Genomic DNA, 23,235 nt, shown 5'->3' with positions numbered 1-23,235 from the left:
TAAGCTTTATTAAGCTACACCTTTTAACTGCTTAAATTCATCATACAATTCTGCAAACTGATCAACAATTTCTTGATATTTTTCCTCAGCAATGAGGAGTTGATCGAGCGTGGTTTGCATCTGTAGCAATTTTTGGTTGTAACTATTTTCGATGACATGTTCAACATACTCAAGCAATTGATAATGCATATCTTGTTGAATATTAATTAACACTTGCTGTCTGGCTTGAGTCAGTATACGTGCACGTCGATTATTGTGTTGCTCTTTTTGATGCGCTTGATAAGCATCGTAGGCTGTGAAAAAAACTTGTGCTGCCATGCCGCCTAAATTATGTCGTGTCAATCCAGATAAGCTAGGAATTTTTCCACTGCTTAGTAAACTCGAAAGGTTCACCGATGATTTTTCGGAAAAATTACCTAACCATGCTTGACCTTGCTTTAAAACGCTTTCATACCATATTTGGCTTGGCACAGCTTGTTCTTGTTTTAAAGCATCTAGTTTCGCATTTAAACGTTTAAGCACTGTTTGATTGGTCACTTGAAGATGTTTCTGGCTTTCTAGGAACAGCTGCTGCTGTAATTTTTCATACAATTGCTGTAGTTGATGTTCCACAACTACCACATCAGGCTGTTGTAAAATTTCTATAATTGCTGCATGCACATCAAATACTTGCTGCTCAATGAAATGACGCAAATCTGTGCGTGTTTTTATACGCTCTTGCTCAAGCTGTAATTTACTACGATACAAAGAACGTAACTGCTCTGGTTTTACACCAATACTTTTTAAGGTTCGATCTATAGGGAGAAATAATTGCTGTTCAAGCATTTGCTGGAATTTTTGGATCTTTTCTTGCTGTGACACTTTGGTATCCAACCATTGCATTAAGCCTTGGCGTAGTGCTAAATACCCCGTGTGTTTTAATAAAGTTTCATTTTTTTCATGACGTGCTCGACAAGCTATCTTTAAATTTAAACTTAAAATCGGCACTTGCATCATGGTATGTGGACTCAATGCACGATAGGCTGCATATTTATGCAAATGATATAAAAAACGTTGCTTAAATTGATCAACTTGATCAACTTGATCAACAGGAAGTTGATGATTTAATACAATTGCCAAACGCTTATGCTGCATTAAGATTTGCGTTAAAGCTTCATAAATACGCCGACTTTCCACTTCATAATCACGAACCACAAAAATGATTTGCTGTGCATTTATAAAGTGCTGCATATCAATATTTTTATTATGTGCCACATCATACAAACTGGGTGTATCTACTAACTGAATATCACGCCACCAGTAACACTCTAAGCCATGATCGAGCTCAGAATTGTTGATTGGTGCACGCCGTTTACCCAACAATACATTCACTAGGGTACTTTTGCCTGCATTATAACTCCCCAATATTGTCACTTTAGTTTCTAAAAACTCAAGTTCTTTTAAAATTTGCTGCTCTAATTCATCTAAATCAAGATTTAATACACTATGTAAATCACATGCATCTTTTAGCATAGTTAAACATTCTTGTACGCAATCAGTTATTGCCTGTACATGACTGGTCATACACACATCTCCCGCTCAATTTTGACCAACAACAGCGTAAATTTTTTATAATATTGTTCGTACTGTGCAATATCGAACAACATTTGTTGTTCTAGCTGTGTCATAGCCTCTTGGAGCTTTAGCTTGACTTGTTGTTTTAGGGCTAAGTTAAATCCTGCCCTTGAGCATTGACCTTTTCTTTGATCATTTTAACCCTTAAGCGCCCCAATTTTAACTGCTTGGCTGTCCACCAATGGGTAAGCGCAGATACCCCCCCTGAAAGCAATATTTGCAATATTTGATCCGTATTAATCCCTTTAAATATTTGATACTTATTAATCTGTGTAAATATTTCAGTACTAGTAACCCCTGAAAATGTTGTAAGACCACTGATGACTGCAAATGTTGCAATGCCACTGATGAGTGCAAATAAAGCACTGAATAGCACTACTTGAGCTTGGCCATAATATTGTGGCACTTCGATATATTGTTCAACATAATGAGGAAACGTATCAGGTGATAAATCAATCGATTGCTGAGGGACATCTTGTATAAATCGTTTAAGTTGTTGTGGAATTTGTTGGTTTAAAATTTGATTTAAATACTGTTGGACTTCCTCAACGACTCGATCTCGATTGGCTTCTTGTTGATATTGTTGTACTAGCCTTGAAATACGCTGTTCTATTTCATCGGTAATTAATAAAGAAACATGTTGCACATGTGCTTGTATATCTTGTTGCTGTTGTTGCCAATGCCTTTCAAGACGTGGTTTCGCCTTGTTGCATAAGCGTTTTAAATCACCTAGCATCCGTTGTTCAATAAAATGCTTAACGTTACGTTGTGACTTTTGTAATTTGTAAAAACTGGCTTGCTCAATTAACTCACTCAATTGAGCGACTAAAGCTGTTAAACCTGTGGCCTCTAGGTCTTGTGTCTGCTCATACATTTTTAAAGAAATCGAGAGCGGTCGACTACTGGGATGAAATTGACTTTTGATACGTTTTAATAACTGCTGTTCTTGTTCTTTTCGTTCTTCAGTGGTTTTATTGCGGTATATACCATATAGTTGCTGGGTATTGGGGTCAATATCCTCTTCAAATACATCGCTACAACTAATAATAGGCAATAAGGGTTTTGCTCTTTGTAATAGGTCTGTTAAATCTTTAAGTTCATCACTTTGCCCCGGAGCATGAGATGGCGTCAACCACAAAATCGCATCACTATGTGCGATAACTGCTTTGGCTAAATCACCTTGCTGTAAATTATTTGAATACAATCCAGGTACATCGATTAACACCAGACGTTCAGCAATTTCAGCCCCTTGTATTCTGGGTTCATCATCTAAAATTGAAGCTTGAAAAGGTCCTTGATAATCAATAATTTCTCCACGTTCTACATAAAAGCAGCGGTTTTTTTGCTCACTGAAGTATTGCATCAGCCAATTACATAAAGATGTTTTACCACTATTGACCTTACCATAAATTAAAATAATCAAATGCTGTGGGTACTCAAGAACAATTTGTTGCAAGTTTTGCTGATTCACTAAAGCGCTATCCCAACGACGCAAAAACTGATGTAATTTCTTATGAAAATAGCGAATATCGCGTGCAATGGGGCTAACTGGATGTACCGTTTTAGGTACTTGCAGCATCCATTCCTCTAACCAGTCTTGCACCAGCTTTTTTTGTAGTTGTAACTGGGCAATTTCATATTTTGGATCGTCTTGATATTCATAGCAAATGCTTTGCAAACGTTGTAATAAAACAGATAGATTCATACCATCCCCAGATCAATAAACAATCATAAAATGTGTGCTGGTTTATATTTTGTATTGTGCTTGTTTGATCTATTTAGACATATTGCTCATATAAGTGTCTAGCTACGTTTTGAGCTGTTTTTAATTTTTGCTACACTGACGTGAAATTTAATGCCCTTTTTCTTATTTCAGGCTTTTTGATCTATGAGTAGCTCCAGCGCAGCAGCGATTGCCAATTTATCTACGCTCACCCCAATGATGCAGCAATATTTTAAGGTCAAACTGCAGCATCAACATTCGTTGCTGTTTTATCGCATGGGCGACTTTTACGAGTTATTTTTTGAAGATGCACAGCAAGCGGCTAAACTGCTTGGTATTACCTTAACCCATCGTGGCAAAGTCAACGGTGATCCGATTCCCATGGCAGGTGTACCCTATCATGCTGCCGAAGGCTATTTAGCGCGCTTAGTTAAAAAAGGTGTTACGGTTGCCATTTGTGAGCAAGTGGGTGAAGTCACAGGCAAAGGACCTGTAGATCGTCAAGTGGTGCGTATTTTAACTCCCGGCACCTTAACCGATGATGCGCTACTCAATCGTCATCAATCGTCTAACTTAGTGGCGCTGTGCTTACAACAAAAACACATTGGGATTGCGCTATTAGATTTAAGTGCAGGTATTTTTAAAGTTCAACAGTTGCAGTTTAAGCCTGAACAATTGGCCATTGAACTAGCGCGTTTAATGCCAAGTGAAATTGTGGTAGATGAAGATTTTAATGATCAAGAACTGCTTGAAAATTTAAAAAAACAACTAGAATGTCCAATCTCAAAGCGCCCAAATGTTGATTTTAATTTAAATAACGCGCAAAAAACCTTATGTGATCAGTTTGCTGTGTCGACATTGGCCGGTTTTGGGATTGATCATTTGCCATTGGCTAAAGCGGCGGCGGCAGCATTAATTCATTATGCCAAAGACACACAAAAAACCGCGTTACCGCATATTCGTAGCATTCAATTGGAGCAAAGCTCAGATTTTATTGCCCTTGATCCGGTCACACGGCGCAATTTAGAGTTGGTCGCGCCTTTGTTTGAGCATGGAACATCCTTATTTGATTTGGTCAATGACTGCCAAACTGCCATGGGCGCACGCTTATTGCATCGCACCTTAATGCAACCGATGCGGGACACTCAACAGCTCGATCAGCGTTTAGATGCCATTCAAGCCTGCCTTGAAGGCTATTGTGAAGAACCCATGCGTTTGGTGTTAAAAGACATTGGTGATATTGAACGTGTATTAAGTCGTGTGGCTTTAGGCACAGCGCGTCCGCGTGATTTGGTGCAATTGCGCCAAGCTTGTGCCCATATTCCTGCGCTACGCCAAAGTATTGAAACGCTCTGTCTACATTCAAGCTTAATTGCGCAATTTAATCACGAGCTTGGTGACTTTAATGGTTTGTATCAGCATTTATTGGCCGCGATTGTTGAACATCCGCCGGTACTGTTAAGGGATGGCAACGTGATTGCCGAAGGCTTTGATGCAGAATTGGATGAACTGCGCCAAATTCGCGATCATGCAGGGCAATTTTTAATTAACCTTGAGTTACAAGAGCGCCAAAATACCGGCATTAATACCCTTAAAATCGGCTATAACCGTGTTAGTGGTTATTATATTGAGCTGACTCGCGCTCAAGCTGAACAAGCGCCTGAACATTACATTCGTCGTCAAACGCTTAAAAACGCCGAGCGTTACATTACCCCTGAGCTTAAAGCCTTTGAAGATAAAGTTTTATCGAGTGAATCCCGCGCTTTAGCACGCGAAAAAATGCTGTTTGAAGCACTGCTTGAGAACTTACGTGCTGATATTGGCAGCTTACAAATGATGAGCAGCGCAATTGCTCAGCTAGATTTAATCAGTAACTTTGCCCATCAAGCGCGTTTGCGTGCTTGGTCACGGCCTGATTTTTCCCCTGAAGTGGGTGTAAACATTGTGGCAGGACGTCATCCTGTGGTCGAAGCCCTGAGCAAATCAGCTTTTACACCCAATAATACCCAACTTGATCATGCCCACCGTATGGCGATTATTACCGGTCCCAATATGGGCGGTAAATCGACCTTTATGCGCCAAACAGCCTTAATTGTGCTGCTTGCGTATTGTGGCTGTTATGTGCCGGCACAAGCCGCTACCTTAGGTCCAATTGATCGTATCTTTACCCGTATTGGCTCAGCCGATGATTTATCAACAGGTAAATCGACCTTTATGGTTGAGATGACTGAAACTTCACAAATTTTGCATCATGCCACTTCGCAATCTTTGGTGCTGATGGATGAAGTTGGACGTGGCACCAGTACTTATGATGGTTTGTCATTGGCATGGGCGTGTGTGCTTGATCTGACCAAACGCATTCAATGCTTATGCTTATTTGCAACGCATTATTTTGAATTAACCGAACTTGCACAAGAACCTGCCATTGATAATTATCATGTCACCGCCAAAGAGCTTAATGGAAATTTGATTTTACTACACAAGGTCAAACATGGTCCTGCCAGTCAAAGTCATGGTTTACAAGTGGCAAAATTAGCCGGCATTCCGCACAATGTGATTATTGATGCGCAAAAACGCTTACAGCAATTGGAACTCCAGCAGCAAAAGCACCGCACGGTCTTGCCACAAGCAGATTTATTTGATGCTACACCCATTGCACATGAGATAGAACGCGTGGTGGAAATCGTCAAACCATCAGCCACTTTGGAGACTTTGGCTGCAATTGACGTCGATGATTTAAGTCCTCGTCAAGCACTTGAACAACTTTATGCGCTGAAAAAGTTGCTTAAAGCTGAATAATTTTGCTTAAAATCTAAGCATTTTAATTTAGGTCATGCCATGCATGGCCTTTTTAATGCACTTTTTGAGTAAAAATTGTACTTTACCAAACTAAGTAGTCACATATATAACAAATATCAATAAAAGGAATTGTTAGTTCGGTGCTTTTTTGCCTAAAATACAGCTTAGTTATTCGAAGCATATTTTTTAGGTAGCTGTCGCCATGACCTTTGTTGTCACTGAAAACTGTATTAAATGTAAATATCAAGACTGCGTTGAAGTTTGTCCTGTTGACTGTTTCTACGAAGGTCCAAATTTCTTGGTTATTAACCCAGACGAATGTATCGACTGCGCTTTATGTGAACCAGAATGTCCGGCTAACGCCATTTTCTCTGAAGATGAGTTACCAGAAGGTCAAGAAGTGTTTATCGAACTCAATGCTGACTTGTCGCAAACTTGGCCAAATATCACGCAAATTGGTGACCAACCTGCCGACCGTGAAGAATGGAATGGTAAAGCCGACAAACTACAGTATTTAGAAAAATAAATATTGTGTAAAAAGACCAGTTAATCTGGTCTTTTTTTATACCTAAATTACACATTTCATTGCAATTTATTGCGTGGCTTTGAGCAAAATTGCATTACACTTAAGCCACACTCATGATCATTAAAATAGCCGAATGAAGCATCTTATTAAGGCTGCATTAGCCGTTGCTGTTGTGCCTTGTTTTCTGATTGGCTGTAGCTCAACTTCACAAGATGGAGCTAAAACTACAGGCCAAACACGTATTTATCTACCACGCGAAACAATTATTACACAGCGCCCCATTCCGCCTAAAGTCATTCCTCATGCGTATCATTCGTGGAGCAGTGTCAGCGAAAATTTAAGACAAGCCCGCGAATATGATCAATTTTTGCAGCGCAATCAGGTGGGAAATATTATCCCCATGCATGAATTACTGCGTACTGCCCGTGATTGGCAAAAATGTGGTCGTTCGCAATATATGGTGCCAAGCCGTGAACTGTGGTCCAATCAGGTGCCCACCTTAACTGTGTTTAAGTACCTCGTCGCCTCTAAAGTCTTAACTGAGTATGAAGTCACCTCGGTGTATCGTGATTTACCGTTAAATAAGTGTGCAGGCGGTGCCAATTCTTCACGGCATTTGTTTAACTCAGCGATTGATTTTCGCATTGGACCACAATACCCACGTGCAGAAGATTATGCTTTTATTGAAGCCACCAAATTTAAACTGTGCCAATTTTGGAGCCAACATGGTCAAAGCCTAAATATGGGCTTAGGTTTATATGCTTCAGGGCAAGTACATATTGATACTCAAGGCTTTCGTACATGGGGACCTGACTTAACCCGCCGCAGCTCAATGTGTAACTACAACAGTGACTTCTAAGGCAATTGCCCAAGATTTACCCAAATATACTGTTAGAAATTGCACTCTAGAGGGAAAAGTTTAAAATGCATGCATTATTTGTAAGATGATCACGACTATGCAACAAATGTGGACCGAACTCGACCAATATATCGAATCACATTTAATCCCTGATGACCCCATTTTAACCCAAACTTTAGACAATACCGCGGCACATGGCTTCCCTGATCATTTAGCAGTCGCTGCCAATCAAGGTATGTTATTGCAAATGTTGATTCAAATGAATCACTGCAAACGTGTGTTAGAACTAGGCACGTTTGCAGCCTATAGCACCGTATGGTTGGCGCGTGCTTTGCCCGAAGATGGCTATATCTTAACGATCGAAGGTCGTGATACCCATGCGGCAATGGGTCAAGAAAATATCGACCGCGCCAATCTAAAACCCACTGTAGAACTGAAATGTGGTCGTGCTGCCGATATTTTACGTGCCCTACCCGAAGATACCGCACCGTTTGACTTTATTTTTATTGATGCCGATAAACAAAGTTATCCTGAATATTTAGAGCTGTGCTTAAACCTGTCTCATTCAGGAACGGTGATTTTTTTAGATAACGTGATTCGTGCGGGCGCTTTGTTAGATCACACCAATAAAAAGCCAAGTATTGAAGGTTTACGTGACATGTTTAGCCTCATGCAAAATCATCCAAAGATTCTATCTTGCACAGCACTACAGACAGTAGGCTCTAAAGGTCATGATGGTTTTGCACTGGCAATTGTGAAATAAGCTTAAAAAATAACCTTTTTGTTTTTTATTATAAATTTCATAAACTTAATAATATTATCCACGAAGTTATCCACAGTTAATGCGGATAACTTTTTCCCTAATCTTTATGTATAGCAGTTTATTTGACGACGAGCAACGGGACTTTGCTATTACGGAAAATACTGGTGGTAATACTACCTAAGAAAAATTGATGAATCTTACTGTGACTAAATGCACCCAATAAAATCAGTTGAATACCATGTTCTTGCTGATAGGCCAAAATATTGTCAGACACATCACCGTAGCGATATTCCACCACCACATCTAGACCTTTTTGGCGTAAAAATGTGCTTGGCTCATTTAAAATTTCAGGATGATCACCCACATACAACAAGTGACATTGTAAAGTACGCAATAAATCACTTTCAGCCACGCGCTTCATCATTTGTAAGCAGGTGGGTGAATATTCATAGGCAAAAATAAAGCGTGTTGGTGGTTTAAACGTTTCACCTACCGTCATAACGGCACAACGTGCGCCACGAATAAAGTTTTCGACATTGCCGCCTAAGATTTTATTTTTTTCAGCAGCACGCTCGCCAACGCGCCCAATCAGCACAAAGTCATCATCACGTAAGGCATGAAAACTTTGCTCTAAAAAGTCACCTTTTTCTTGAATATGGGTGGTTTTCAAGCCGTGTTTAAAGGCGATTAAATCGGAGATATGTTTGAGTAAATTATTGCTATAACTAAGTGCCAATTCACTTTGTTTGTCTTCAAGTTCAGCCAATTCTTTTAATAACATGGCATTACTTTCAAAACCAATCACCCCACTAATCTCACCTAAGTGATAACTTGCAGGGTAATAGTCCAAAATATGCAATAACACCAATTCACGACCGGTTTGCTTGGCCACCCAAGCAGCTGCATCGGCTAAGGCATTGACACAAGGGGATGAATCAATACAGGCAATCACACGTTTCATATTCGCCTCTTTTAGTAGGTGAGTTGGCGGATGTTTTTTAATTATTGCCCTTAACTTAGCATATTTTTATGCCTTGTCGCGTATTATTCACGATAACGAATTAAGCGTGCCGGATTACCTGCCACAATCTGCCGAGCCGCCACGTCCTTGGTCACCATACTGTTCATGCCCACTACAGCTTGTTCTGCAATCTTAATACCATCTTTAATGCCAACATGCGCACCAAGCCACACATCACGTCCAATTTCAATACCTTGAGAACGCACAGGTTGTTGATAAATCGGCAGATCTATATCCATACCATGATCAAAGGCATATAAATGACAGTAGGCTGCAATCCGTACTTGGTCATGTAGTTTAATCCCAACACGCCCACCATCTAAAATACAATGATGGTTAATCGCAACTTCATTGCCAATCTCAAGTGGTCCATGCAAAGTACAATCGGCGGCGATAAAGGTATTGTCACCAATGCGAATTGTGCGTCCAGGTTCGGCAAAAATATGCGCAAGGGGTGAGATAAAACAGTTTTCACCAATCTCAACCGTTTCCATTTGTCTTAAATAATCTTGGTATTCATGTTGCCATGCTTGGGCCCATGCCCGATGTTTAGGCTTTAAAGAATAATATAACCACGGCATATAATTGAGGCGATGTTTGTGTTGCTCACGGTATTTAAGCAATGGGTCAAGATCAGTCATGGCTGTCCTCCATGATTTTAATGGCTTCACGTCCGCGTGTTACATCTTGCAATTTAATTTTTAGCGGTTCAATTTGATGTACTTGTAGGCGCGCGTTAATCTGTACCCCTGTTGCGGTATAGTCTTCTTGGTATTCAATTTGATTGTGTTTAAGCTCATATTGCATAATCGCCCACTCGTTAAATTGGCAAGCAAATAAAATCTGTTTTTTTTCAATCAGCTCAATTTTTTCAGCTTGCAATAAACACTGACCTGCACAGCCACCATAGGCACGCACCAACCCGCCCGTACCCAATTTAATGCCGCCATACCAACGATTCACTAACACTAAAACATTGGTTAAATCATTGCCTTCAATGGTGGCTAAAATGGGACGACCTGCAGTACCTGAAGGTTCGCCATCATCGTTAAAGCGTACATTAACCCCAATTTTCCATGCCCAACATTGATGCGTGGTACTTGGGTCTTTCACTGCCTCTAAAAAATCCTTGACCTCTTGCTCATTTTCCACAGGTACAGCAATCGCTTCAAAACGACTTTTTTTGATTTCTTCTTCGTAGCGTACCATTGTTGCTAATGTAAACATGCCTACCTTCTTGCGCCATTACTGCGCTTTATTTTAACCAAAAAAAAGCGACTTTCCTGAGAAAATCGCTTCTTTTGTCTATTCTGCTTAGATTATAAGCATTGTTTTAACAACACTTTACGATCTGGTCGTAACAAGCTGAGTGTACGCTTAGATTCTACATAAGCATAATTTTGATCAGAAAAACGATAAAAGCTCACCTGATCTTTGTCATACTGCTGCACCGCTAAAGGTTGACTCTCTGCTAACACTACACGTAATTCTTTAGGCACAGAAACATGCGGTGTAGCTAATCCTTCAACCAAACGCACTAAAGTACGATCACCAACAATATAAGACAATTCTGCGGCTTTTTCGACCTTACAGTCTAATGCATAACGCCCTTGTAATTGTGACGGTAGCTCAGCCCAAGTCGCGGCACAGCTGCCCAGTACTGCTAGACCCAATAGCATGTTTTTCATTTGAAATTCTCGCTCTATTTTAAAGTTAAAGTCAAACGAGGAAGCAGCGAACTGCTTCCTTGCTTTTGGTCTTAGTAAAGGATTTGGTTGTTCAGCAATTGATCAAGCAATGCGTCTTTCACATCTTGACCTGCTGTTACACCATTAATGGCAGCTTGTACGCTTTGACCTTGAAGCACCAATAGATCTTCAGCAGCGTATTTCGCTTCTGCACCATCACGATCGATTGTCAAAGTGACTTGGTTATTTTCAACTTTGAGTGAGATATAGTCGTCAATAGACTGCGTTTCACCGTAATTGATTAATAAATCAGAAACATCAATCAGATCGCCTGTTTCACCAAACTCAAAGTCAGTAAAGGTATCTACACCGTTACCTGCGGTTGTATCGGCTTGATCTAAGACATCAAAGATCACTAGATCTTGACCCAAGCCACCTGTATAAGTGTCATTACCTGAACCACCAATTAAGATGTCAGAACCTGCTCCACCAACCAAGGTATCGTTACCTGCACCACCACGTAGGATGTCATTACCTGCACCACCTGTCAGGGTATCGTCACCTTCGTAACCATACAGACGGACAGCAGAGGTATCTTCGCTTGCATCTAATACATTTGCACCTAAGAGGTCTTCTCGAATCGGTTGAGCTGCTTCACCCACCAAGTCAATCAAGTTAAGATCTAACAGATTAGTACCCGCTGCTTTGACGCTTAAGCCTTGGCTATCTTGTGCTTCTAAGCTAATAGAATTCAAAAGATTTAAGCTGAGCAAGTCACTATTTAATAAAGTGCCATCTTCAGCGGTAAGTCTAAACGTAGCTAAGAACTCGTTAATGACCAAATTATCTAAGTTACGTGGTGTACCGTCTGGATTAAAGGCTTTAATCTCAACCGATGCACTATAATCAAGCAATGTTAATGCACCCGTATTAATGATTGGAGTTACGGTTAAACCAAACTCCGCCTGCATCTCTTTTGACCATGCCCACACCAACTTGGTGAGACCAACATTGAGTACAGGCTCATAGTTTAAATGCACAGTACGTAAGTCATTATTGACATCAATCACGCTATACGCTTGTTGATTTAAATCAAGTAAACCTAATGCTTCTAAGCCGATAAGACCCAATAAACCGTCCACATTGACCGCAGGGATTGGCGCAAGATTACCCTCAATAATTGGAGTGGCATTATTTTTAATCGCTTCAACATTAAGATGATTGTCGTGCTTCACGATGTCACCATCATGATCTTGTGCAGTAATCGAAATATCTAAAGTCGAATCGAGTGCTTTACCATCCACTGTTGAGGTATTAAGAACTAAATTACCTTTAGACAATAAGCTATCGATAATGGTCGCAGCAGAAGCATTTGGTAAACCCGCAGATAGATCAACGTTTTGCAACAAGATGGCTTGATCAATTTGATTTATATCGCCTTGTGAGCTGATATAAACCCATGTGCCTTGTTCAGCGACTTCAAAGTCTAAGTAATTGACTAACTTGCTGCGATTTGCACCAAAGTAATCTTCACCGACCAAGAGGCTACCCACATCAAGTACATCACCCCCCATCACCAAGGCTTCATTGTTAAAGTCGGTGATGATATCTGCTGCTGCACGTGCTGCTGCACGATCTGTGTAGTAAGCAGCTGGAATATTTTCAACTGCCTCTTGCGCAAGTTTAGTGGCTTGATCAAATGCATTTTGCGCATTACTCACAGCAGTCTGTGCTTGTTTAAGTGCTGCATCCGCAGTATTAAAAGCTTCTTGAGCATCTTTTAGGTCTCGCTCTTCACTCCACTTAATCAAACCAGCATTGGCAAGAGCAACTTCAGCATCTTTGACTGCTTGATCTGCTTCATTCCATACTTGCTGAGCATTGCTACGTACAGATTCCGCTGCGTCTAACTGAGTTTTAGCAGCATCAGCAGCATCTTGTGCAGCATCAGCAACATCAACAGCATCTTGTGCCACAACCGCAGCTTCTGCTTCTTCAAAGCGGAAGATATCGCGACCTTCACCACCGGTTAAGGTGTCTTGACCTGCACCACCAATTAAGATATCTGCACCTTGACCACCTTTAAGGATGTCATCACCACGTCCACCACGCAGTAAGTCTGCAAAGTTCGAACCTGTAATAGTGTCATGACCATCTAAACCATAAATACGTACGGCTTCTGTCGCTTGACTTGCATCAATCGCATCTGCAGCAGCTGTACCGTATTGGTTGTGGTCGGTTTCTTCCTTAACTGTGAGTAAGCCTAGATCTGCCACTTCTGGTTTTGATTCAGAAGATGCTATTTGACCATCCTTATCAGTCACCGTTAAGCCTAATGTGGTGGCTAACTGTGCTTCGGTTGCCAATAAATCTAAGATACCTGATGAACCATCGGTCAGTTTCACGGTTGCTAAGAACTCGTTCACCTTAAATGGATCTAAAGGTTTACTTGGATCAAGTGAAGTAATGCTTAAGTTTGCTGAGTTCAAATCACCATCTTTGGTCCCTTGGCCACCCACAACTTTTAAGCCCAGTTCGGTAGCTAGAGTTTCATTGTAGGTTAAGTCCACTGTACCGTTTAAGACTGCATTTAAGGTTGAGCCTAAACCATCAACTAAATTATTATCTAATAAGAACTTAAGTAACTCATCAACGCCTAAGCCTTTTAATGTACCTGCAAGGATTCCACCTAAAAGAGGAACTCCCTCTAAGCCTGCAATCAGATCATCGACCAAGCGACCCACTAAGCCACCCAATTGAGTGTTATAAGTGAGATCAACTTTTTTAATGTTTTCACCGCTTACACTAAACATTTGGTCTTGACTAAGATCAATGGCACCTAAAAGGTCAGCATTCACCACACCCAATAGACCACCCGCTTTAGTGACTGAAGCTGCCAATGGATTGGTTTCAGCAGTGCCTACACTATAAAGTCCAGTTACATCAACATCGTATTGACCTGTCTTTAAATCTACACTGATATTTTCACCGCGGTAGGTTGCCACATTTAAATGACCATCGACCACGCTGTAGTCATAAATATCAGCGCTTAAGCTACCGTCTAAGGTAACCGCACCATTTGCAGCAACTTTAAAGGTTGTACCATCAATCACAACTTGGCTGATATAACCATTATCAGCACCTAAAGTTTTAAAGCCGTCATAGCCATATTCACCCACTTGAGTGATGTCAATTTTTGGCTCCAATACATTGGCCACCGGAGCTGAGTCATTAATGACAACATCAAGCGTTGGCATGCTTGCATCTTGCAATGCAAAGCTTAGCGTTAATGCATCACCATTGGCACCAAGATGATCTACAGCTTTAGATAAGGTGAATTCGTATTGGCCTGTTTCACCATTCAAGATGAGTTGTGCTACCTCAACATCTACACCCTCAATCTTCGCTGTAGCGATCAATGGATCAGTTGGTGTACCTGTACCTGACCATGTGATTGGCTGACTTGCAACGCTAAGTTTAGGCAATGCAGTATTTGAGACATCAATCGTGGTATTTGGATTGGTACCGACCAAACTGCCCACAAGTTTAACGGGTTGAGTTAATACATCAATTTCGTTAATGGCATTAATGAAAATACTGAAATCCTCAACGTCATTGCCTACTACATCTTGTAATGCTGCCGTGTCATTCGCTTGGCTTGGATCTTGGTACTGCACATTCACCACCTGACCTTTTTCAATCAAGCTTGCAGGGACAAGGGTCACTTGTGCACCATCAATGATGATCTCAGTAACCTTCACAGGTTCACCTGCCACCGTTACGCTAAAGTCGTTAAGACTTGGCGGATTGGCTGGATCAATGGCTTCGTCAAAGGTCAGTACTACTTGACCGTCAACGTTTACTTCAGCTGTTTTTAATAGCGGTGGACGGATGTCGACATTGATGTTGTTGGTGAAGCTGACATCCGCAGGATTACCTGCCGCATCAACCACAACCGCATTGACGACGATTGGATTGGCACCGTCTGTTAAATCGGATGTGGCGACTTTGGCGGTCCATGTACCTTTTGGCGTCACTTGAGCGTCAACCAACTGATTATTTACCAACACTTGGATGCTTTGTGCAGTCTCGCCTTCGCTTAAGCCTGTCACTTGACCGGTAATCGTCACCTGTTCAGCTTTGAGCTCTTCGGTATTGAGGACGTTGTCTTCTGTCACATCGTCCATGCTGATCAAAGCTTGCGGTGGACGGATGTCGACATTGATGTTGTCGGTGAAGCTGACATCCGCAGGATTGCCTGCCGCATCGACCACAACCGCAGTGATGACGATTGGATTGGCACCGTCTGTTAAATCTGATGATGGGACTTTGGCGGTCCATGCACCTTCTGGTGTCACTTGAGCATTCACCAACTGGTTATTTACCAACACTTGGATGCTTTGTGCAGTCTCGCCTTCGCTTAAGCCTGTCACTTGACCGGTAATCGTCACCTGTTCAGCTTTGAGCTCTTCGGTATTGAGGACGTTGTCTTCTGTCACATCGTCCATGCTGATCAAAGCTTGCGGTGGACGGATGTCGACATTGATGTTGTTGGTGAAGCTGACATCCGCAGGATTGCCTGCCGCATCGACCACAACCGCATTGATGACGATTGGATTGGCACCGTCTGTTAAATCGGATGATGGGACTTTGGCGGTCCATGTACCTTTTGGCGTCACTTGAGCGTCAACCAACTGATCATTTACCAACACTTGGATGCTTTGTGCAGTCTCGCCTTCGCCTAAGCCTGTCACTTGACCGGTAATCGTCACCTGTTCAGCTTTGAGCTCTTCGGTATTAAGGACGTTATCTTCCGTCACATCGTCCATGCTGATCGAAGCTTGCGGTGGACGGATATCGACATTAAAGTCTGCTATTTTTTTAATCGTGAATTCATTTTCATTTGCATCAGTCGCGATTAATTCAACAGAAACTTGCTGTTGCCCTTGTTCAATTGCCTCTGCTGGAACTTGTGCAGTCCATGTGCCATCTGTATTTAAAGATGCATCAACGGTTTGACCTGCAATTGTAACTTTTAAACTTTCAACTTTTTGATTGTCTTGTAAGTCGATTAAACGACCAGTAACGTTCACAAAGCCATCTGCAATTTCCACTGCTGTTACTAAATTATCGCCTTCAACTGCATCAATCGCGATTTCGGGAATAATGTCCGAGTCTGAATCGCTGTCCGAATCCGAGTCGCTGTCCGAATCTGAATCGCTATCCGAATCTGAATCGCTGTCCGAATCCGAGTCGCTGTCCGAATCTGAGTCGCTATCTGAATCTGAATCGCTGTCCGAATCCGAATCGCTGTCCGAATCTGAATCGCTATCTGAGTCTGAATCGCTGTCTGAATCTGAATCGCTGTCTGAATCAGAGTCGCTATCTGAATCTGAATCGCTGTCCGAATCTGAATCGCTGTCCGAGTCTGAATCAGAGTCGCTATCTGAGTCTGAATCGCTGTCCGAATCTGAATCGCTGTCCGAGTCTGAATCAGAGTCGCTATCTGAGTCTGAATCGCTGTCCGAATCTGAATCGCTGTCCGAATCCGAGTCGCTGTCCGAATCCGAGTCGCTGTCTGAATCTGAGTCGCTGTCCGAGTCTGAATCGCTGTCCGAATCCGAGTCGCTGTCCGAATCCGAGTCGCTATCCGAATCTGCATCGCTGTCCGAATCCGAGTCGCTGTCCGAATCTGAGTCGCTATCTGAATCTGAATCGCTGTCCGAATCCGAATCGCTGTCCGAATCTGAATCGCTGTCTGAATCTGAATCGCTGTCTGAATCTGAATCGCTGTCTGAATCAGAGTCGCTGTCCGAATCTGAGTCGCTGTCCGAGTCTGAATCGCTGTCTGAGTCAGAATCGCTGTCTGAGTCGCTATCTGAATCTGAATCGCTGTCCGAATCAGAGTCGCTGTCAGAATCTGAATCGCTGTCCGAGTCTGAGTCGCTATCTGAATCTGAATCGCTGTCCGAATCCGAGTCGCTGTCTGAGTCTGAATCGCTGTCCGAATCTGAGTCGCTGTCTGAATCCGAGTCGCTGTCAGAATCCGAGTCACTGTCAGAATCAGAATCGCTGTCCGAGTCTGAATCACTGTCCGAATCTGAGTCGCTGTCCGAATCAGAGTCGCTGTCCGAATCAGAGTCGCTGTCTGAATCTGAATCGCTGTCCGAATCCGAGTCGCTGTCCGAGTCTGAATCAGAGTCGCTATCTGAGTCCGAATCGCTGTCCGAGTCTGAATCGCTATCTGAGTCCGAATCGCTGTCCGAGTCAGAATCGCTGTCCGAATCTGAATCGCTGTCTGAATCTGAATCGCTGTCCGAATCTGAATCGCTGTCCGAATCCGAGTCGCTGTCTGAATCCGAGTCGCTGTCTGAATCTGAATCGCTATCCGAGTCAGAATCGCTATCCGAGTCAGAATCGCTATCCGAGTCTGAATCGCTATCCGAGTCTGAATCGCTGTCTGAGTCCGAATCGCTGTCAGAATCTGAGTCGCTGTCTGAATCTGAGTCGCTATCCGAATCTGAATCGCTGTCTGAATCCGAGTCGCTGTCCGAATCTGAGTCGCTGTCTGAATCCGAGTCGCTGTCCGAATCCGAGTCGCTATCCGAGTCAGAGTCACTGTCAGAATCGGAGTCGTTATTTGAGCCACTAGAGCTAGAGGTTGCCGCTGCTGCTGCCGCAATACCTAAACCGGTTAAAATTGGCCACAGGTAAGGAAATACTACAGATTCAGATTTAGAGTAAAGTAAAGGCTCAAGTTGATCTAAGCTGACATATTCAACTTTTTCTAGATCATAGTAAAAAAATTGTTCATCTTGGCTACGAAACACCAATGAACTTTCTTCTACTACAAAATTTTCAATCTTTATTACATCACCATTTTTTAAGGTAATGACGACTGTATGACCCACATATTCAATTGTTTTAATCTGCGCTGGATCAATATCCACTAAAACAACAGAATCTTCCCCTAACTCTATACCTGCTTGTGGTTTATCGACCAATTGATTGGTCCAAGCCGATTTAGAAATAATCTGTACTTGCATATAGCAACCCCAAAATTTATACCCTAATCACACAATTACTACTGAATTAAAAGTTAGATAATTCACGCTATATATTAACATAACGCGGTTAAATCTAAAGCAGATAATGTGACTCAGTTGACAATAAACCACGTATCAAATTATATATGGTTGGCATATTGTGTGCATTTTATGTGCATCTTTTCTCCTCTAAAGATGAAAAAAAATCCTGCCGTATAGGCAGGATTTTTATTTCAAATTCACTTAATCATTATCGTTCACGTAAAGCTTCTTTGGCTTTATTAAACGGTTTGATCAAGTAATCAATAATGGTTTTATCACCCGTTTTAATATCCACTGTGGCAACCATACCCGGTGTGATACTAAATTGCTGACCCGATTTATTTTCTAACTTATCTTTATCGGTACGAATATAAACACGGTAGTAAAATTGGTCTTGCTTGACTTCATCACGGATGGTATCTGGTGAAATCACAGTGACTTTACCGTCTAAACCACCATAAATTGAATAATCATAGGCGGTAATTTTAACCAATGCTTCTTGCCCCGGACGGATAAAGGCAATATCACGTGGTGAAATACGCGCCTCAATTAATAACTGTTCGTCTAAAGGTACAATGGTCATTAATTTACCGTTTTGTGGAATCACACCACCAATGGTCATCACATCAATTTCTTTGACCACACCACGCATAGGTGATTTAAAAATCGTACGACTTAAAGTATCTGATTTACCTTTAACCACCTGTGATTGAGTTTGAATATCCGTATTGGCTTTGGCCAATTCTTCACGTGACTTTACATAGTATTGGTTACGAATGTCATTCATTTGATTACTTAAATCATTGGCTTGACGTTTTAAACGCAATACTTCTACTTCACTGGCCGCACCTTTGGCCACCAAAGGTTCCGTCATACGCAACTCTTGCTCAACCAAATTCAGAGCTTGACGCAAACCCGACAAAGACTCCTCTAAATTGGCACGGCGTGAATTATATAAAGCAGTTTCTTCATTGACCAACTTAGGTTCTTTGAGTACTTCAGTGGGAAATACCAACGCAGTTCCATTCACCTCAGCGCGTAAACGTGCAGAGGTCGCTAAAGACGACAATAACAATGACTCTGATTCACCTACATTAGATTCAAAACGTGTCGGGTCAAGCTGAGCTAAGACTTGGCCTTGCTCAACAATTTCACCTTCACGCACATTGAGCTTGGTTAAAATACCACCCTCAAGGGATTGAATCACTTGCTCTTTAGAAGAAGGAACCACTTTACCGGTACCGGTTGATACTTCTTCAAGCTTAAACAACCATGCCCAAGCAATTAATACCGACAAACCAATACAAACAATCCAAATCAGCAGACTCGATTTTGGTAATGGTGGTTCAAGCTCAGTGACTTTTTGTGCTTGCTTACTCATCCTTTGGCTCCTGCTGCTGGTGCTGGACGTTTTTGTGCAGATTGATTCAAGATCTGATCACGCGGTCCATCCATGACAATTTTACCCTCATTGACCACAATAATTCGATCCACCAATTGCAATACCGCACGGCGATGGGTCGCCACCACCATAGTACGATTCGTCAACCAACCTTTAAGATGGTCAATCAATTGTTTTTCAGATACATCATCAATTGCGGCAGTTGGTTCATCCAACAACAAAATATTAGGTTGACGAATCAATAAACGTGACAACAGTAAAGCTTGACGTTGACCACCTGAGAAACCCACCCCACCTTCTAAGATCACATGATCAAGACCTTCTTTTTTGTCTTGAACAAAGTTAATCGCACCGGTAATACGCAATGCTTGTAGAATTTCATCATCAGTTGCAAGTGGTGCACCAAGGGTTAAGTTTTCACGCACCGTACCATAAAACAGTTGTGCCCCTTGATTGAGCAAACCCATATCACGACGTACATCCGATGGATCAATTAAGTTCAGTTCCACACCATCAAGCTTCACCTTACCTTGCGTAGGTTCTTGCATACCCGACAACAGTTGCAACAGCGTTGATTTACCCGCACCGTTACGCCCTAAGATCGCAATTTTCTCGCCCGGTTTAATTTCAAGCTTTGGCACCACTAAAGTGGGTTTTGCATCATCAGGAGCATACTTAAATGCCACTCCTGCTAATTCATAATGCCCATGAATCGCAGGACGATGAATCAATGAGGCATGATCAGGCTGATCGACTGATTTTTTCATCAGTTCATCTAGACCTTGTTTCGCCACCTTGGCTTGTTGTAAACGCCCTAACACCCCTGCTAGTTGTGAAATTGGCGCGAGCATACGTGATGATAAAATTGAACACGCAACCAAGGCACCTGTGGTCATTTCACCATCCATCACGGCAAACGCACCCACTAAAACCACCACAGCAAAGGTTAAGCCTTGAATCTTTTGTGTCCATGCTGTCATTAAACCAATGATTTTACGCTGACGCATACCCACATCGGCTGCCACTTCATTCATGTGGTTCCATTGGTTTTGAAAACGCGCTTCTGCACGTAATAACTTAATGTCTTCAATCCCTTGTACCGACTCAACCAACATAGCATTACGAATTGCACCTTCACGCATGCCTTCTTGTGCCAATTTCGCTAATGGTTTTTGTGCCAAAATACCCGGCAAAATCATCAGTGGAACCACCAACAACATCACCCAAAATAAATCGCCACCAATAATCCAAAAAATAGCCAAAAACAAGAAGAAAAATGGCAAATCAGCAATCGCAGATACCGTGGTTGATGTGACTAACTCACGCACACCCTCAAGCTCACGAATTTGTGAAATAAAGGTACCGGTTGATTTTGGACGCTCATTATTTTTAATACGTAAAGCATGTCCAAAAACACGATCAGAGATACGTAAATCAGCGCGCTTACCAATCACATCGGATAAATAAATCCGACTCACCCTTAAAATAAATTCAAAGATTGCCGCAATCAGTACACCACTGGCCAATACCCACAGCGTTGGAATGGATTGTGCCGGAATAACACGGTCATATACGTTCATGGAAAAGACAATCGTGGCCAATGCCAACACGTTTGCCAAGAGTGAGGCAAACATAATGTCGATATAGCGTTTCCAGTCTTTTAACACAATTGACCAAAACCAATTTTTTTCAAACGGTTTGATGTATTCATCAACACGTGCATCGGGTACCGATTTTTCAGGACGAATCACATACAAATAACGTGCATTTTCGCGTAATTGCTCAAGCGTTAAAGTTTGTGATAAGCCCTGATCACCACTAAATTGCACACTGCTGTTGCCTTCACTGTCAATTTTATCAATGACGCCTACTTGACCGCCATTAAACTCAACCACAACAGGTAAACGCCATGGGTTCATCAAATCATCAGAAAATGCAGCTTTACGCACACTCATGCCAATTTGACGCGTCATGACATGAAGCACATCATCTACAGTTTGGTTGGGATTCCAGTCCAATTGCAAACGAATACGTTCTTCCGATGGTTCAATACGGTAATGCTTGGCGATGGATAAAACCGCTTGCAGCCATGGTTGGTAGTTGATTTTCGTACTCATTATTGAACTTCAAACCCCTGAATAGAAATATTATTTAGTTCATACAAATCGCGTGAACGTCCTGTTTGTGCAATATAGTTCACAATCGCGGTATAGATGTCATAACGTGCCGCTTCAATCTCTTGCGAGGCACTATGAATAGACTGCTCTGCATTTAACAGATCTACGACAGTACGTGTGCCGAGTTTATATTGCTCTTGATACAGCTCTTTGGTACGCGTTGCGGTTTCTTTACGCGCCATTAAGATACTCATTTGACGCTGCTTGTTTTCAATTTCTTCACGTAATACACGTACTTGATCGAGTACATTTAAATATTCAGTATTTAAACGTGCACGCGCCGCTTGTTCAGCATAACTTGCAGCTTTTGTGCGTGATGTGGTTGCACCACCTTGATAAAAATTACTGTTGGCTTCAAGCATAATCGAGTGATAAAAGCCATCATCTTCATTATTATTAGGATTACGCCCATTAATCGCTTGACTCAGCGAACCTTTCACATTCAAGGTTGGATAATTACTTAAACGGGTTTGCTCAAGTTCTGTCTTGGCCACTTCAATTTGGGCTTGTGCCAGCATCATTTTGGGGACTTGGTTAAATTCTGGTTCTTGATATAAATTGGAATCCACAATTAAACGCTCAGGCAAAGTCCATTCTAAACCCGACACATCAAAGCCCAGTAAAGTACGTAATTTTTGTTGATACTGACGCAATTGGGTTTGCTGCACGATCATATTAGAACGTGACGATTCTAAATACGATTGTGCCTGCACAGGATCGGCTTGGCTACTGATCCCGGCACGCGCACGTAAATTGGCAATTTCAGTAATACGTGAAATTCCTGAAATTTGCTCTTCGGCAATTTTGGTAATCTCTTGATAACGCTTAATTTGCACAATTGAATTGGCCGCTTGATACGCCACATCATCCATACTCACCAAAACATTGGCTTGTTCGGCAAGTAATCTTGCTTGCTGCACATCTACAGTGCTTTTGACTTTACCAAAGTCATATAGCATTTGGGTTAGATTGAGGTTGATCACCTGTCGACCACGCTCACCTGACGTTAAATCGCCTGTGCCTAAGCCACCTGAAATTTGCGGATAGTATGCCGCTCTTGCCACATCAATATTGGAATTTTGTGAAGCTAAATTGGCAATGGCTTGAGAAATATCAGGATTACGTTGCACCGCACGCAAAATAGCTTCATTGAATGCTAAACGCTGCACATTTGGCATGTAATTGGTGCCATTGGGAAGGTTTGGGTCAAAACGGGTCACCATCGGCAATTCCGGAATTGCCGAAGTATCAATTTGGAAATTGCTCAGTGCTTTAACATTTGCTTTATTAAAGTTTTCATCACTTTTAGGACCCAGCAAACCAAAGCCTTTATCCTTAAAAGTACTGAAATACGACTGCGGTGTATCTGCATATGCTATCGAAACCAAAAGAGATAACGTTAAAATTACTCCCTTAATCACATTTGCGTGCACCCCATCGCCCTGTTTTACTTTAGTTTTTTGTCTGAATGCCATAATCAATAAGTTTGAATGAGCTAATATTTTTCGGTATTTTACCTTGTTTATCGACACTTTTTTGTATTTTTATTTTCAATGACTTACTTTTTGTAAATTC

At 41.8% G+C, this 23,235-nt stretch carries 14 protein-coding genes; 4 read left to right on the top strand and 10 right to left on the bottom strand.

The annotated features are described in order from the left end of the window. Positions 1 to 9 precede the first annotated feature (9 nt). Complete coding sequence (locus tag Q0017_RS00210) at positions 10 to 1,563, bottom strand: GTPase (RefSeq protein ID WP_298141303.1); 1,554 nt, start codon at positions 1,561 to 1,563, stop codon at positions 10 to 12. Between the two features lie 142 nt (positions 1,564 to 1,705). After that, positions 1,706 to 3,319 carry a GTPase domain-containing protein gene (locus Q0017_RS00205; RefSeq protein WP_298141300.1) on the bottom strand — a complete coding sequence of 538 codons (1,614 nt, stop codon included), beginning with the start codon at positions 3,317 to 3,319 and terminating at the stop codon, positions 1,706 to 1,708. A 183-nt stretch (positions 3,320 to 3,502) separates the two neighbouring features. On the opposite strand from Q0017_RS00205, the gene mutS reads away from it, so the two are divergent. From mutS to Q0017_RS00185, 4 genes are all read left to right on the top strand, one after another. Further along, on the top strand, positions 3,503 to 6,136 hold the full coding sequence (gene mutS, locus Q0017_RS00200; protein WP_298141297.1) for a DNA mismatch repair protein MutS: 2,634 nt from the start codon (positions 3,503 to 3,505) through the stop codon (positions 6,134 to 6,136). A 202-nt stretch (positions 6,137 to 6,338) separates the two neighbouring features. Beyond that, the gene (gene fdxA / locus Q0017_RS00195; RefSeq protein WP_298141295.1) at positions 6,339 to 6,662 is read left to right on the top strand and encodes a ferredoxin FdxA; all 324 of its coding nucleotides are present in this window, start codon (positions 6,339 to 6,341) and stop codon (positions 6,660 to 6,662) included. Positions 6,663 to 6,795: 133 nt separating this feature from the next. Further along, entirely contained in the window at positions 6,796 to 7,521 is a 726-nt protein-coding gene (locus tag Q0017_RS00190) for a D-Ala-D-Ala carboxypeptidase family metallohydrolase (RefSeq protein ID WP_298141292.1), read from the top strand. 97 nt (positions 7,522 to 7,618) lie between these two features. Next, positions 7,619 to 8,284 carry an O-methyltransferase gene (locus tag Q0017_RS00185; protein ID WP_298141289.1) on the top strand — a complete coding sequence of 222 codons (666 nt, stop codon included), beginning with the start codon at positions 7,619 to 7,621 and terminating at the stop codon, positions 8,282 to 8,284. A 118-nt stretch (positions 8,285 to 8,402) separates the two neighbouring features. Here Q0017_RS00185 and Q0017_RS00180 read toward each other — a convergent pair whose 3' ends face one another. From Q0017_RS00180 to Q0017_RS00145, 8 genes are all read right to left on the bottom strand, one after another. Further along, positions 8,403 to 9,245, bottom strand: a complete 843-nt coding sequence (locus tag Q0017_RS00180) for a universal stress protein (protein ID WP_297425828.1) — start codon at positions 9,243 to 9,245, stop codon at positions 8,403 to 8,405. An 83-nt stretch (positions 9,246 to 9,328) separates the two neighbouring features. Then, positions 9,329 to 9,946 carry a DapH/DapD/GlmU-related protein gene (locus Q0017_RS00175; protein ID WP_298141286.1) on the bottom strand — a complete coding sequence of 206 codons (618 nt, stop codon included), beginning with the start codon at positions 9,944 to 9,946 and terminating at the stop codon, positions 9,329 to 9,331. Further along, a complete protein-coding gene (locus Q0017_RS00170; protein WP_298141283.1) occupies positions 9,939 to 10,532 on the bottom strand; it encodes a YigZ family protein in 594 nt (197 codons plus the stop codon). Before Q0017_RS00170 ends, Q0017_RS00175 begins: the two co-directional genes overlap by 8 nt. 92 nt (positions 10,533 to 10,624) lie before the next feature. Beyond that, on the bottom strand, positions 10,625 to 10,993 hold the full coding sequence (locus Q0017_RS00165; protein WP_298141280.1) for a hypothetical protein: 369 nt from the start codon (positions 10,991 to 10,993) through the stop codon (positions 10,625 to 10,627). A 71-nt stretch (positions 10,994 to 11,064) separates the two neighbouring features. Beyond that, entirely contained in the window at positions 11,065 to 18,039 is a 6,975-nt protein-coding gene (locus tag Q0017_RS00160) for an Ig-like domain-containing protein (protein WP_298141277.1), read from the bottom strand. 250 nt (positions 18,040 to 18,289) lie between these two features. Then, complete coding sequence (locus Q0017_RS00155; RefSeq protein WP_298141274.1) at positions 18,290 to 19,462, bottom strand: HlyD family type I secretion periplasmic adaptor subunit; 1,173 nt, start codon at positions 19,460 to 19,462, stop codon at positions 18,290 to 18,292. Beyond that, positions 19,459 to 21,600 carry a type I secretion system permease/ATPase gene (locus tag Q0017_RS00150; protein WP_298141270.1) on the bottom strand — a complete coding sequence of 714 codons (2,142 nt, stop codon included), beginning with the start codon at positions 21,598 to 21,600 and terminating at the stop codon, positions 19,459 to 19,461. The genes Q0017_RS00155 and Q0017_RS00150 overlap by 4 nt, the downstream gene beginning before the upstream one ends. Continuing rightward, on the bottom strand, positions 21,600 to 23,138 hold the full coding sequence (locus tag Q0017_RS00145; RefSeq protein WP_298141677.1) for a TolC family outer membrane protein: 1,539 nt from the start codon (positions 23,136 to 23,138) through the stop codon (positions 21,600 to 21,602). The genes Q0017_RS00150 and Q0017_RS00145 overlap by 1 nt, the downstream gene beginning before the upstream one ends. Between the last annotated feature and the right edge of the window lie 97 nt (positions 23,139 to 23,235).

Source organism: uncultured Acinetobacter sp., from assembly GCF_947624825.1.
Taxonomy (GTDB): domain Bacteria; phylum Pseudomonadota; class Gammaproteobacteria; order Pseudomonadales; family Moraxellaceae; genus Acinetobacter.
Note: the sequence above shows the minus strand (reverse complement) of the source record. Positions and strands in the feature narration are given on the sequence as shown.